The organism is Thalassoglobus polymorphus, assembly GCF_007744255.1.
Lineage (GTDB): Bacteria > Planctomycetota > Planctomycetia > Planctomycetales > Planctomycetaceae > Thalassoglobus > Thalassoglobus polymorphus.
The window spans coordinates 717,841-731,267 of sequence record NZ_CP036267.1 but is presented as its reverse complement, the minus strand read 5'-3'; the positions used below and the strand labels follow the sequence as shown (position 1 = coordinate 731,267).

Here is a 13,427-nt window from a genome sequence, read left to right as displayed (position 1 = left end):
GTCATCCCCCGCAGAACATTGACCATGTCCTGATTGGTTGATGACTGATTCAGAATTTTACCGGGCGAATCACTACGAGGCTTTCTGGTTTCACAACGAACCTCGGGCACGCAGTTCCTGTCTCTTGTTTTTTCAATGATATTTTCGACGAGAATTCGATCTTATGAGACACCTCACATCACTTTTTGATTTAAGCTCTCAAGAAGTCCAGGAGATTCTGGATCTTGCGAACAAACTCAAAGCAGAAACCAAATCGGGCACCCGGAATCCATACTGTGCGGGACGAGTCGTTACGCAGGTTTTTGAAAAACCGTCGCTCCGGACACGCGTGAGTTTCGAAGCCGGCATCAGCCAGCTCGGTGGAACAAGCATCTTCCTCTCTGCAAAAGATGCGGGACTGCATGGCCGTGAAACCCTGGAAGATATTTCGAAGGTCCTCGGCGGATACTCAGATATTATTATCTTGCGAACGTTCTCACAAAAGCTGATCGAAACCGTCGCTGAACATAGCGGCAGCTCAGTCATCAACGCACTCTCTGATGATTACCACCCCTGTCAGGCCCTTACCGATGTGATGACGATCAATGAACACCTTGGAACTGCCAAGGGCAAAAAGATCGTCTACGTTGGAGATGGCAATAACGTCGCGAAATCTCTCGCGCTCGCTGCAGGTCATGTGGGTGCTGATATCACAATTGCTGCTCCCGAAGGCTATTGGTTGCAAGACGAATTTGTGCAGCAGGCAACTACCGAATTCTCATCACTGAAGTTAAACCAGACCAACGACCCGCACGCAGCTGTTCAAGGTGCAGATGTCATCTACACCGATGTTTGGGCCAGCATGGGCCAAGAAGACGAGAAGGAAAAACGCGCCGCCGAGTTCGCAGAATTCCAAGTGAACACTGAACTCCTCGACGCCGCCGGAAAAGATGTTTTCTTCCTGCACTGCTTGCCTGCTCGACGAGGTCTTGAAGTGACCGATGAAGCGATGAACGACCCTCGCAGCATCGTATTCGATCAAGCCGAAAACCGTATGCATTTAGCCAAAGGATTGATGCTCTGGCTGATCAGGCAGAACTCATAAAACCGCTGATACTTTTTGCAGGAGAGGCCAAGCCTGTGGCGAAAGTCTTTCGTGAATCACTCAGCGTAACGTCCACCATCCGTGGAGACGGTCAATCAATCTTCGGAACCAGACGTAACCAATCGGAGCCTTTCCGCAGTCGATTCGAAACAGAATCGTTGTTCCCGGTTTCGCATCGGGAATCACTGAACGTTTGACCTCAGCGTCAAAAACAAGTGTCGAACCAGAGATCGCGTCCGTCGAGACAGACGGCGCGACACTTTGCAAAATGGCTTCCTTTGACGATTCTGCCGCGTCCGCAGTCAAAAATGTGACCGTCGCTGCCTGAGACCGATACGCTTCAAGAACCGGACCAATGTCTCGATGATCGACATGCAGCTTCGCAATCCAGTCTCCTGTCAGGTCAGCGATTCGTAACAGGCGATCAGTACGCGTCACAGGTCGATTCGACGAGAGAATTGACTCCAAATTCGAAGTGATCACTTCCCCACTCATTGGACTTCTCAAGATGAGCTCTTTCGATTGCCGCTTCATCAAATCCAACTGTCTCTGGAGTCCAATTTCAACGGTTTTGAGTTCCTCTCCGCGAGCAGCAAGCTCCGCAGAGGATTGTCGCATCTCATTCGCTCGCCTTGGATCGCTCCGGATTTTCACCAGATCATCAATCTGCTGCCTGACTGTTGTTAATTCTCCCTGAATGCGGTTGACCTCGAGATCCAGTTCCGGACTTCTGAGAGTCAGAAGTTCATCAGATTCTGCAACTGTCTCTCCCTGTGTCACATGAAGCTTTTCGATCAGGCCGTTTGAAATTGCGAAGACATCTCGTGTCTTCTGCGGTTCTAGAAATCCAGTTCCTGTGACCGTCAACGTCGCTGGCCACAGGCTCAGAAAGAAACCCGCCAGTACGAACAGGGCAGACACAGAAATAATTTTCACGAATCGCTGTGAAAAAGCGCGCCGCACGCACCGTCGCAGAGGGCTAACTTGCACATCCTCATATCTCAGAGCATGTTCCAGAGCGACAGCGATGTGATGGCAAGAAATTTCCAGATCCTCGACCGTTTGGACCTTCCCGTATGAATCTTCAAATCGATCACAAACCAGAACTCCGATCACTTCACGATTCGAAGAGTGGACTCTTCCCAGTAGCGGAATCAGCGCAACTTGCTTCGCTTGGGTGCGGTCGTGATAGTCTTGAAGAAACGACTTGGGATCACTCTCGCTTGAGACAATGGTCTCGCGAGACTGGCTCAATGCCTGTTGCGCAACACTTTCTAACGTGCTGACCGTCGTCGACCTCGGATCAAGAGCATCCACGCCGCTGACCGATTTCAGGCGAAACAATTTCCCCTCTGCGAGCAGCAGGCTAAGTCGGTCCCAACCTGACCAGAGGCGTGTTTCATTCGTAATCGTGTAGCAAGTTTTAGCGACATCAAGGTGTTGATGGATGTGCGCCAGCCAAGTGGCAAATTCCATCGCGTTGGAATTCGTTCTCGCCTCGCTCGATGGAGTTGCCCAAACAAGCAACTGTTGCACACTGCTTTCAATTTGAGAGTCTGCCAGTTCACTTTGTTCAGGCAGGAAGAGTTCGAGTATATTCTCAACTGCTTGACCAGACAAAATTGGAAACAACAGCAGTCGCAAGGTACTGGAACCATTCGCCTGCTCGAATTTCGCTTTAAGTGACTGCGACTTCCCAGTTTGAATTACTCGAGCCAAACTCTCGACATGACCGGGCCACTGCTCGTGAACCGTATCGAGTCGTTGCGATCCCAATTGATACTGTGATTGCAGAACAGGCTGTCGTTGTTGAACGTTCCAAATCGCCCCGCCTGACGCACGAGAAACGGTGACCGCCATCTCCAGAAACACATTCCAGCGTTCAGTCGCTGAACTTGACGATGCTGGGTATGAGGTGGAATTTTCCATGGACCGTTTTCAGTTTCCGGAGCCTACAGGTGACCGGCGAAAGATTGCTGATGAAATCGCCTCAATAACGCTTATGATTCATCTTCAAGTCTGAGATCAACACTGGAACGATGTGCCGTCAGTCCTTCTTTATCTGCCATCATGCGAACGTCGTGGGCATCTGCTTCCAGTGCTGCTTTATTGTACGAGATGATTGATGACCGTTTTAGAAAGTCGTTCGCACAAAGACCATTCGCAAAACGGGCAGTCCCTCCGGTCGGTAAAACATGAGACGGACCAGCTACATAATCCCCTATCGCAACCGGAGTGTAATGACCGAGGAAAATCGCTCCTGCGTTTTGGACGCGACTGAGCATCGCTTCGGGATCGTTTGTCGAAATGTGCAAATGCTCGGTTGCCATCAGGTCTGTCAGTTCAGCTGCTTCCTGTTCGCTGCGAGCCAGAATGAGTGCTCCATAATCCTCAAGTGACTGCTTTGCCAGATCACCGCGACTTAACAGATTGAGTTGTCGTTCAAGTTCCGTTCGCACAGCATCGATCAGCGGGGCATGCCAGGTAATGAGAACTCCTGAACCGGGGCTGTGTTCTGCCTGTGAGATCAAATCGCTGGCGACAAATTTCGGATTCGCGGTTTCGTCTGCCAGAACGATCACTTCGCTTGGTCCAGCAATGCTGTCGATATCGACTTCACCAAACACATGACGTTTCGCGAGTGCTACAAACAGATTTCCGGGACCGACGATCTTATCGACACGCTCGATTCCTTCGACTCCGTACGCCAGAGCAGCAACAGCCTGAGCCCCTCCAACACGATAGACTTCTGTGATTCCCAATTCGTGACAGGTCGCCAGCATGTCGATATTGTAGCCGCCGAATTCTGTCGGTGGGACAACAATCGCGATCTCTTTGACGCCGGCAGCCTGAGCTGGAACGGCTGTCATCAAGACAGTTGATGGATATGCCGCAGCCCCGCCAGGGACACAAATCCCCACTCGCCGCAACGGAAGGTATCGCTGCCGCAGTTCGATCAGTGCGGCACCGTCTGTACGAATCACTGAGGCATCCTGGGAGAGAATTTCCTGCTGAAACTCCATAACATTGTCACGAATGTCTCGGACAGTTTCGAGAAAGTCTGGTTCTGCTTGTGCGTGCGCCGCTGCAAGTTCTTCTTGCGAAACACGAATCGTTTCACCGCTCAGTTCTTTGCGGTCCAGCTTCTCGGTGTAATGCAATAAAGCCTTGAGCCCCTCTTCTCGCACGTCCGAGCAAATTTTCTCTACGACCTGCTGAGGCGTGAGCGGTTCCCCGAAGAGATCGATTGTCCTCTGTCGTCCCGCTTCGGACACAACATCACCTCCCCCTGGACTGAGCTTCTCACGAAGTTCAGCGAAGAGTTGCTGGGCGTCCCCCTGTGAACAATCAATTGTTGGAATATTTAATGACATCTTAAAAACGTTTTCGTTCAACGATTCTAGCAAGTTCGGAAATGACAAAGGCGTTCCGCCTCATGGACCTGACGGCCAACTTAGCCCCGGTCAACTTTATTATTTTGCCCCCGGTCAATCACGACCGGGGACTTAGTCTCTTGGAGCCAAATCGAGGGTTTACTCGTAATCCCATTTCATGATCCAGGGATCATCCATCTCTTTTTGAAAGTCTTTCAGTTTCGTCTGGTACTTCTTCAGAATCTCGGCGTATTCCGTTTTCCCAGCGAGGTTGTTCGATTCATTCGGATCTTCAGAAATGTGATAGAGTTCGAATTGCGGACGATGGATGTAATCGCCGACCGTTTTTTGACCATATGGAGCGGTCATCCCTTTCTGAAATTGTGCCTGCCATGACGAGGCTCGCCACAAGTCTGAAGCGAAGGGATACGGAAGCCCGTGAGCAATATTCCAGATCAGCTTATATTCTTTGTCGCGAACAACTCGCATTGGGTAATACATCTGAATCTCGTGGAATGTGTGTGAAGCAAAAATTGTCTCCCAATGCTCAGCGTCGGCATCTCCCAAGATCGGAATCCATGACTTCCCGTGATAGCTGCGCAACTTTGGACCACGATTCTCTTTCAGATTCTCTCCACGTTCTTTCCAGAACTGATCAGGATTCACCCATTTCTTCGGGCCATTCGTCTTCGGATTTAATCCGCCAGCGAAATCAAGGAGACTCGGTGTGATGTCGACATGAGAGATCATCGCTGTCGATTTCACACCTCTGTTTTTCTCGTAGGGATTGCGGACCACAAAGGGGACGCGCAACCCAGCTTCGAAGACAGTTGTCTTTCCGCCGGAGAAGGCCATTCCATGATCAGAGGTGAACACAATCATCGTTTTGTCATACAGGTCCGCCTCTTTCAAAACCTGAACGAGCCGAGCCAAGCCGCGATCGACGCGAGAGCATGACTGGTAATACTGCGCCAGCTCTTCGCGGGTTTCGGGAGTGTCAGTCATGAATGGGGGAATAATCACATCTTCAGGTTCGTAGAAGACTTCATCGACCCCTTCGTAAGAACCGTTCTCCGGGCGATTTCCAAACAGGTCTGGCTTCAATTTTAACTTGGATGTCTTATCGATCCCGCCACCGCGATGTGGATCGGAGGTTCCAAAGTAGATGAAGAAGGGACGGTCATCTTCTTTGTTGTTGATGAATTCGCGACAGTTCTCCGCCATTTCCACAGCGTTACGACCATTCCCTTTGAGATAGGTCTCGTAATGATAAACCGCTTCGGGAGCGACGTGATACTTCCCAATCTGTGCTGTTCGGTATCCAGCATTCGCCAGGACTCGCGGCAGCGACAGACTGACCACATTGTCGAAGGATGCGAACTTGTGATAGGAGTGCTGATGCCCATACTGGCCATTTTTATGATTGTGAAGCCCCGACATCACTACAGACCGACTCGCACTGCAACTCGCAGTCGTCGCGAACGCATTCAAAAACATTGTTCCGTCGGCAGCGAGCTCATCAATTGCAGGCGTCACTGCAACCGGATCGCCGTAGCATCCCAGCGTCGGACTTTCATCATCGGTGATGAAAAAGATAATATTCTTTTCGGCGGCATCACACTGAAATGTCAATGCAAAAACGAGACAACTTAGCAGCAAACCAGTTCGTCGCATGGGCTTCTGGTCCTATTGAGTTCTAATGGGTCTGTTAAGAATTTCCATGAATCGAGTACAGAGTAACGAACTTCATGTCTCACTTTCCAGCAACTTCACTTCCTGCGAAATATGAAATAGTATCGAACTCTTCCATGGCAACGATCGCCTCCTCCCCACAAAAATCCCTCAAAACTCTGACTTCAATGCCCCCATCGCATCCAGCTTCCGGCCGAAACCAGCAACGTGGTTTCACACTCATTGAACTTCTTGTGGTGATCGCCATTATTGCAATTCTCGTTGCACTCCTGCTGCCCGCTGTCCAGCAGGCACGAGAAGCAGCAAGACGCGCATCCTGCCGCAACAATATTCGTCAATTGGCACTGGCGTTGCACAACTACCAATCCTCGCACAACGTCTTCCCGATTGGAGTCTTGGGAGATTCCGGGAGCACGTCCGCGAACCAAGTGTTGACGACGTGGCAGGCGCTGTTGCTTCCTCAGGTCGAACAGACAGCTCTCTACAACCAGTACGACTTCAATGTTCGCTTCAGTCATGCGAACAACAAAGATGTGGTCCTGCAAACATTGGCAGTTTATCGCTGCCCATCGCAACCGACTGATGAACCTGTCGACGACACCTATGGGACGAACCATTACGCAGCCAATGCCGGAACCACACCCGGAGCGGATGACGGAATGCTGTATCCCCTTTCATCAACCCGGTTCCGTGATGTGACCGATGGGACATCCAACACAATTGCGATCAGCGAAGTCGCTTTTGAATTCGGAGGCTGGGCACGCGGTGCAATGAACAGCGGCTCCGGTTCCAGTGGGTCTGGTGGTGGAAGTGGTGGTGGCGGAGGAGGCGGTGGCAGTGGAGGTGGAACGGGCCAGGGCTTTGCGCGTGGTGTCCTTCGATGGTGGAAAGCTGCCCCGAACTGTGCAACACCCGGCCTGAATCCTGAAGAAACGGATTGCTCTGGAAGCGTCGAGCGCGAGTTTCAATACTCCAGCCCTCATGTCGGCGGATGCTTGACAGCACTCTCTGACGGGAGTGGACGCTTCATCAGCGAAAACATCGACACACAACTACTTCGAGCCCTCTTCACACGCCACGGCGGAGAAGTCGTCTCAGAGTTTTAACACCCAAATTTTTCCCATCCGATCGACTTGAAGAGCGATTCCATAGGCAGTTTTCAGTCGTACATCACCGGGCCTTCTGTTATTCTCGAATCACTCATTTTCTGAAAGAATTTTGAGCTGAAATTTTTCCGCTGCGTTCACTCAACGAACCAACACCTGATTCATCTGTCATCTTAAGGTGCAATATGAATCATTAAATTGACTGGAGAATCTGAAATGTCCGAAGCTGAACCGCGTTCAGGAATGAGTACCGGAACAAAAATCCTCATTGCTTTGCTGGCAATATTCGGGATCAGCTGCATCGCCTGCTGTGGCGTTTTCTTCTTTTTCGCAAAGAATGCTTTCCAAATCGTTCAAACTCCCGCTGAAGTCTCGAAGATGCAGGAAGAGATCGTCTCAATCGAAATCCCTGATACCTATCAACCGGGACAGGGTGTGAAAGCCAAGATCTTAGTCGCCTCAATGAATATGGTGATGTATCAGCGGGTTGATAACCCAAGCTCCGGAACCATCATCCTCATGGAAATACCGATCAAAGGCTCCAAGGAGGAGCTCGAAAAATCATTTGAACAACAAATGGACACACAAGGCAAAAACAAAAACATTGATGTTGAAGAGTCAGAGAAAAGAACCTTCATGATCGACGGTGTCGAACGAGAGTTCACATTCAACAAAGGAACAAGTGACGGCAAAAACGTTCGTCAAGTGACCGGAGCTTTCAAAAGCCGCAAAGGCGAAGCGACGATGTTTGTTCTTGTCGAAGATGAAGAAGTCTGGGACGAGGAGCAAGCTGTCAAGATTATCGAATCGATCAGCACAAAATAAACGCCTCTTTGCAAACTCACAAACAGGCCAACAGCGGCAGAACCGATGGCGTGTGAAGGCTTTTATTGCCAGCATTCTGCCAACATTTGCTCCAGCAGTTCCTTCGATCTCTCCCTGCACTCCTCAATGCAAAAAACGGATTCAAATGGATCAATCTGATTCACGTAGATACGCTGAAGTTGTCGCAGTCGACTTCAGCCGGCTTGTGGACCAGATCAGCGAAGCAACATCCGATACAACCGACACAGCCTGAAATGTTCTTTGCAAACAACATTTCAGGGTCGAGTCGAATGCGTCAGCAGAGTTCTGTCGATCTATGCTTCATCGGAAGAGAGTTCCTGTAGCTCGCTCTTCACTGAAGATGTGATAGTCGGCCCTTGGAAGTTCCTGTTGAACACCAGCTCTTCTAAGCATTTGCCACAGGACCGAAGTTCCGTCATACGGGCATGAACTCGAGTATTCACGAGAGAGATTCCACTGCGATGGCAGCCTTGATTCAAAAACTTAGAACTCTGGCGTCGTTCGTCTTTCCTACATCCCGGCTCGCACTTTTCTGCTGCCTGATGTTCGCTCTTGAACTCAGTTTGCTCTGGAGTTCTCCCGCAACCCCGTTTGAAGTTGGCGGCCCTGTCAGCTGGGTGAGCATCGCCTGGCTCGGCTGGTTCTGGTTGACAATCAGCTGGGTGCTTTATGTTGGAGCGCAAATTATAAAACGACTCAAGCAGACGTCGTATTTCGCACGATGGCTGATCGCTGCCGGAGTGGGACTGCTCTGCAGCTTATTGATATTCATGCATGTCGGCAGTTGGGGACTCTTCCGGCAAGCTGGGCAATTTGCGAATCTGGAAGCATTTCGTTTTCTGCTCATCAATCCTCCACTCTCAATCTGGCACGACCTTGCAGTCGCAGAGCGAATCGCACTTGCCACAGTGGGCGTTGTTGTTGCGATGGCATTTTTCCTGAGCGAACCTTTCATTCAATTTCTAGCATCGAGTCCGCGCGTTGAAACTGAAACCGTCTCGCGTGGTTTTTATTGTCGATCGACCTGGCAATGCATCACCATCCTCCTGCTGATCCCTACCTGGATCATTGTCAGCGATCAAAGTGCAATTCGACGCTCGACATGGATGCAAACGGTCAAATCACGAGTCCATCCTGTTCCAACGATTGCGATCTCAACCCTTGAGCAATTCTTTCGAGAACCGATTCCAGCGGACCTGGAGACATCGAATCTCACACCACTCACTGCAAAATGGTCTCCCCCAGCCCAAGTCGCCAAGCGTCCATCAATTCTAATTTTGGCGATTGAATCACTCCGTGCAGATACAATTCATCTGTCTCATCAAGGACGAGAAATTCTGCCGAACATCAACGCGCTGGCCCGTAGAGGAACTCAGTTCACGAATGCTTACGCCCAGAGTACACACTCTGATTATGCGGATGTCTGTATTGTTTCGTCGCTGTACCCACTACGGACTAGAGAGCACCATTATTACACAAAAGCTGACCCCTGGCCCAAAACGCTGGCTTTCGACGTCTTCAAAGAAATTGGTTACAGCACTGCCATCATCTCTTCGCAAAACGAAGGCTGGGGAAACATGGATCAGTTTCTGGAGACTCCAAATCTCGACCTGTTTTATGACGCCCAACGTAGCGGCAGAAAAACGGCTGAAATCATCCGCGACCCTGGGATGGCTCATGAAATCAAAATCGGAGCTCTCTCCGCCGGAAAGCTGGAAGATTCACACACCATGGACCGCGCGCTTGATTGGGTGACAGAGCAACTCGACGAGGAGCAACCCTTTTTCCTCAGTATGAATTTTCAATCGTCGCATTTTCCGTACGAAGTTCCTGCTGATTTCGAGAAGCCGTTCCAGCCGTGCAAACTCGACGCAGACGTCTCCTTCATGATGTACCCAAAAGAGAAAACACCACAAGTTCGCAATGCCTTCTACAACGGGATTCATTACTGTGACATGCAGGTCGGTCGCATCATCTCGAAGCTCGAAGAAGAGGGCGTTCTGGACGACATGATCGTCATTGTGCTCGGAGAAAACGGTGAAGCCTTCCACGAAAATGGACGATGCGGACATGCTCAAGAGCCAGTTCAGCCAATGATTCATGTGGCGACCGTGGTCCATGCTCCGCAGTACCTTTCACCGGGGGTTGAGTCGTACCCACTCGAACATATCGACCTGTTGCCAACATTGCTGGGAACTCTCGAATTGCCTCCACATCCGAATTTTCAGGGAATCGATATCCTCAGCAAAAACAGAATCCCCGCAGAAGAACGCCTGCTCTTCTTCCATGTAAATAACGCTTCACATCAGGCTGAAGCGGTCATTCTTGGTGGACGATGGAAGCTGATGATGGATCGCAGCAAGCACGAAATCACACTCTATGATCTTCAAAACGATCCGACTGAATCCAAAGATCTCTCTACCAAACATCACGAGTTGGTCGCTCAACTACTCACAACGCTTCAGGCTTGGCGAAGCAATCAACTCTCGTACTATCACCATCCAGCATACTACACATCATACTTCCCGCCCCCTGCTCCGTCAGGAAAAGAGATTCAGACTCCGTAGTCAAGCCATCGTTTTATGCTGGCGTCTCAAAGTGATGAGAAGCAGAATTGAAGTGTGTTAAAGTTTCGATTGCACCTGCGATTTCAGTCGTTCGACAACTTCGTCAATCGAGAGTTCTGTTGTGTCGACAAGTTCGGCGTCGTCTGCAGGTCTGAGCGGTGCAACTTCACGATTTTCATCGCGGCGATCACGTTCGTTTTGCTCTTCAAGGAGCTGATCGTACGAAACTTTTTTGCCTTGCGAAGTGAACTCGCCCAGTCGTCGTTCAGCCCGGATTTCTGGTGAAGCTGTCAGAAAGAATTTGCAGCGAGCCTTTGGAAAAACAACCGTCCCCTGATCTCGTCCTTCACAAACGATGTCTCTCCCGACAGCAATTTCCTGTTGCCGCTGCACAAGGATTTCGCGAACACGCGGAATCTGAGCCACCATCGATGCTGCCACCGCCACATCTGGCTGACGCAATTCTCCACTCACATCCGTTCCGTTGAGATAGGCATCTCCGTTTCGAAAATCGATCTGAGTCTCTTCTGCCACCGCTTCAATCGCTGACGAATCTGTAAGTGAGACACCCTTAGAGACAACATGAAACGCGACCATGCGGTACATCGCTCCGGTGTCGAGATACTCATAGCCTAACGAGTCCGCGAGACGTCGAGCGACGGTACTTTTTCCTGTTCCAGCTGGTCCATCGATGGTGACAATCATGTCTTTTAAGGCACTCCGGTATCGCGATCGTGGTGATTCAGCATCGAGAATTCGATAACTGTGCCGAAGAGTACGCGATCAGGAGATGTTCACCAAGCCAACGATGCCTGAAAACCGACAATCGAGCAGTTGACTCGCTCATGCCTTCGCGATGAACGGATTTCACCGCATTAAACATCGCACTTTTCACTGCTTCAAAATCTGAAAAACACATGGAACGGTGCCTGCTTCAGAGACAAGCAGAGATTGAGCAGTCTTCTTGCGGAAGAATAGCTCTAATAGATAAAATCTGCGTGCAGAGACGAAACGACTCACATCTACGAACGAAACGTGCTACGAAACGTGTGTAATCTCCAATTGCCTCGCAATCACTGAATTCCTATTCAAACCAACACTGGGTCGGCAAAATGCTCACACGAATTCGCAATGCTAAATTCAATGGAAAACTGCTCGTATTTCTGCTCTTCATTTTCGGAACGGTAGCCTGCAACACCGGTGTTGCAGCTCAGGCTGGTGATAATTTCGAAGGAGCAGTTTGGCATTTTAAGATGGTTCCGAAACTCAAGGGAGCCAAAAACCTTCGAGGACAATTCCGGGTTTCCGACCATGTTGTTTACCAAAAAGAACAAAAGAGGACCGGCGAATTCACGAAGAGAGTTGGGGTCAATCACCCACAGGGAAAACGAACAAAGGTTGAATTCACAGACCTGCGAGCATTGAATTCTGATCGTGAATGGAAAGAAAGGATGAAAGGTGAAGTGAAAATGACAATTGACAAATATGGGAAATGGTCCGGACTCTTCACCGACGAAAACGGAGACAATTGGGAATTCACTTGCAACCGAGTCAAAGAGTAATCTCCAAATTTAAACGCTCTTTAACCAAATCGGGCAACTCTGAAAGCTCATCGAATTCCTATTCCGTTCGAGTTGTCCCACTGAAATTCAAGCATCGACATATGCAATCCGCCAGACTGACAATTGCGGCACTCATCGTCATGCTGGCTTCAACAAGCGTCGATGCTTCCGATCCAAAGAAGACAGCCCTGCAGGAACACTATGTTCTGGACAGATTTCGCGTCTTCTACACCAATGACGGAAATGGCGCGGTCACACAGGATGACGTTGACAAAAGTGGAGTCCCGGATCAGGTTGAGAATGTCGCCCGGCAGATTTGGGCGGCTCATCACCTGTATTGCAACGTATTAAATTTTCCGGATCCATTCGAGAGCGAACGCTACAAGGGTGTCACTTGCATTCAAGTCAGTCTTCGTGATCGAAATGAAATGGGCGGCGGCAATGGAATCGCTTTTTCGAGTTCACAGCGTGCTCGTCTGATCCCAGAAGGAAAGAAAGAAGATCGCGCCCTGGTCATCGCTATCGCCAGTCAAGTCGATCCGCTCAATAATGTGACACCGGCCCACGAGTTGTTTCATCTGATTCAATATGGCGCGACGTATTTCAAAAATCCCTGGTACCTTGAAGGCCTCGCTCGCTGGTCCGAACATGGACTTGGGCGGGACGGGATTGGCGACATCAAATATTCCCAACAAGGACCATGGCCACAGAACAACCAACAATTCCAGCAGATGGTGAAGATGAAATACGATGCCGAATACATTCTTTGGAATCCAATCGCAGCGAGCACCGATCGAGACGGTTTGCTCACAGATCAGATGCTGGGTGAGGAGTTGCTGTCGCTGCAATACTGTGATGGGACGCCGGTACTCAGGGATCGGCTACTCCAAGGTTCGGAAGTTATGCGAGAAATCCTTATCGAGCTCGGCAAGCAAGATGACATCGCATTCGAAGAGTTGAAGTACGAAAAATGGACGGCAGAAAATCAGAGAGCTCCGGGAAATGCCCCCTATCTCTATAAGGGAATTATGGACGCCCTCCGGCGACACGTGTCAGATGTTGGCCCTTACGAAATCCCAAATCCGGACAGGTCAACAACAGGAGAGGCAACGACAAAAGAGAAATGAAACTCATTGCCTGGAGATGCCACACCGACCCGACTTCAGGATTGATCGCCTGCACTCAACGATCTTGAC

The 13,427-nt window shown here is 50.1% G+C and carries 10 protein-coding genes; 6 read left to right on the top strand and 4 right to left on the bottom strand.

What is annotated here, in order from left to right; all coding sequences use genetic code 11:
* Positions 1 to 163: 163 nt before the first annotated feature.
* Entirely contained in the window at positions 164 to 1,084 is a 921-nt protein-coding gene (argF, locus tag Mal48_RS02825; RefSeq protein ID WP_145195896.1) for an ornithine carbamoyltransferase, read from the top strand.
* Positions 1,085 to 1,144: 60 nt separating this feature from the next.
* On the opposite strand, the gene Mal48_RS02820 is transcribed toward argF, so the two are convergent.
* The 3 genes from Mal48_RS02820 to Mal48_RS02810 form a co-directional block, all read right to left on the bottom strand.
* Positions 1,145 to 3,013: an efflux RND transporter periplasmic adaptor subunit gene (locus Mal48_RS02820; protein WP_145195894.1), complete on the bottom strand. Its 1,869-nt coding sequence runs from the start codon at positions 3,011 to 3,013 to the stop codon at positions 1,145 to 1,147.
* 71 nt (positions 3,014 to 3,084) lie between these two features.
* A complete protein-coding gene (gene hisD, locus Mal48_RS02815) occupies positions 3,085 to 4,458 on the bottom strand; it encodes a histidinol dehydrogenase (RefSeq protein ID WP_145195892.1) in 1,374 nt (457 codons plus the stop codon).
* A gap of 159 nt (positions 4,459 to 4,617) precedes the next feature.
* Entirely contained in the window at positions 4,618 to 6,132 is a 1,515-nt protein-coding gene (locus tag Mal48_RS02810) for a sulfatase family protein (protein WP_145195890.1), read from the bottom strand.
* Positions 6,133 to 6,266: 134 nt separating this feature from the next.
* Here Mal48_RS02810 and Mal48_RS02805 point away from each other — a divergent pair, with 134 nt between their 5' ends.
* The 3 genes from Mal48_RS02805 (at position 6,267) to Mal48_RS02795 (ending at position 10,669) form a co-directional block, all read left to right on the top strand.
* Positions 6,267 to 7,256, top strand: coding sequence for a DUF1559 domain-containing protein (locus Mal48_RS02805; protein ID WP_231739877.1), 990 nt, complete (start codon positions 6,267 to 6,269; stop codon positions 7,254 to 7,256).
* A gap of 216 nt (positions 7,257 to 7,472) precedes the next feature.
* Complete coding sequence (locus tag Mal48_RS02800; RefSeq protein ID WP_145195888.1) at positions 7,473 to 8,081, top strand: hypothetical protein; 609 nt, start codon at positions 7,473 to 7,475, stop codon at positions 8,079 to 8,081.
* A gap of 482 nt (positions 8,082 to 8,563) precedes the next feature.
* On the top strand, positions 8,564 to 10,669 hold the full coding sequence (locus Mal48_RS02795; RefSeq protein ID WP_197441990.1) for a sulfatase family protein: 2,106 nt from the start codon (positions 8,564 to 8,566) through the stop codon (positions 10,667 to 10,669).
* A gap of 57 nt (positions 10,670 to 10,726) precedes the next feature.
* Here the strand turns inward: Mal48_RS02795 and cmk are convergent, their stop codons facing one another.
* Complete coding sequence (gene cmk, locus Mal48_RS02790) at positions 10,727 to 11,374, bottom strand: (d)CMP kinase (RefSeq protein ID WP_145195884.1); 648 nt, start codon at positions 11,372 to 11,374, stop codon at positions 10,727 to 10,729.
* A gap of 407 nt (positions 11,375 to 11,781) precedes the next feature.
* Here cmk and Mal48_RS02785 point away from each other — a divergent pair, with 407 nt between their 5' ends.
* Positions 11,782 to 12,231 carry a hypothetical protein gene (locus Mal48_RS02785; RefSeq protein ID WP_145195882.1) on the top strand — a complete coding sequence of 150 codons (450 nt, stop codon included), beginning with the start codon at positions 11,782 to 11,784 and terminating at the stop codon, positions 12,229 to 12,231.
* Positions 12,232 to 12,332: 101 nt separating this feature from the next.
* Positions 12,333 to 13,358 (top strand): hypothetical protein, encoded by a 1,026-nt coding sequence (locus Mal48_RS02780; RefSeq protein WP_145195880.1) that lies wholly within the window; start codon positions 12,333 to 12,335, stop codon positions 13,356 to 13,358.
* Positions 13,359 to 13,427: the final 69 nt, after the last annotated feature.

Excerpts from the sequence above, each read along its gene's own strand:
- argF (WP_145195896.1), top strand. The coding sequence starts at position 164 with ATGAGACACCTCACATCACTTTTTGATTTAAGCTCTCAAGAAGTCCAG.
- Mal48_RS02820 (WP_145195894.1), bottom strand. The coding sequence starts at position 3,013 with ATGGAAAATTCCACCTCATACCCAGCATCGTCAAGTTCAGCGACTGAA.
- hisD (WP_145195892.1), bottom strand. The coding sequence starts at position 4,458 with ATGTCATTAAATATTCCAACAATTGATTGTTCACAGGGGGACGCCCAG.
- Mal48_RS02810 (WP_145195890.1), bottom strand. The coding sequence starts at position 6,132 with ATGCGACGAACTGGTTTGCTGCTAAGTTGTCTCGTTTTTGCATTGACA.
- Mal48_RS02805 (WP_231739877.1), top strand. The coding sequence starts at position 6,267 with ATGGCAACGATCGCCTCCTCCCCACAAAAATCCCTCAAAACTCTGACT.
- Mal48_RS02800 (WP_145195888.1), top strand. The coding sequence starts at position 7,473 with ATGTCCGAAGCTGAACCGCGTTCAGGAATGAGTACCGGAACAAAAATC.
- Mal48_RS02795 (WP_197441990.1), top strand. The coding sequence starts at position 8,564 with ATGGCAGCCTTGATTCAAAAACTTAGAACTCTGGCGTCGTTCGTCTTT.
- cmk (WP_145195884.1), bottom strand. The coding sequence starts at position 11,374 with ATGATTGTCACCATCGATGGACCAGCTGGAACAGGAAAAAGTACCGTC.
- Mal48_RS02785 (WP_145195882.1), top strand. The coding sequence starts at position 11,782 with ATGCTCACACGAATTCGCAATGCTAAATTCAATGGAAAACTGCTCGTA.
- Mal48_RS02780 (WP_145195880.1), top strand. The coding sequence starts at position 12,333 with ATGCAATCCGCCAGACTGACAATTGCGGCACTCATCGTCATGCTGGCT.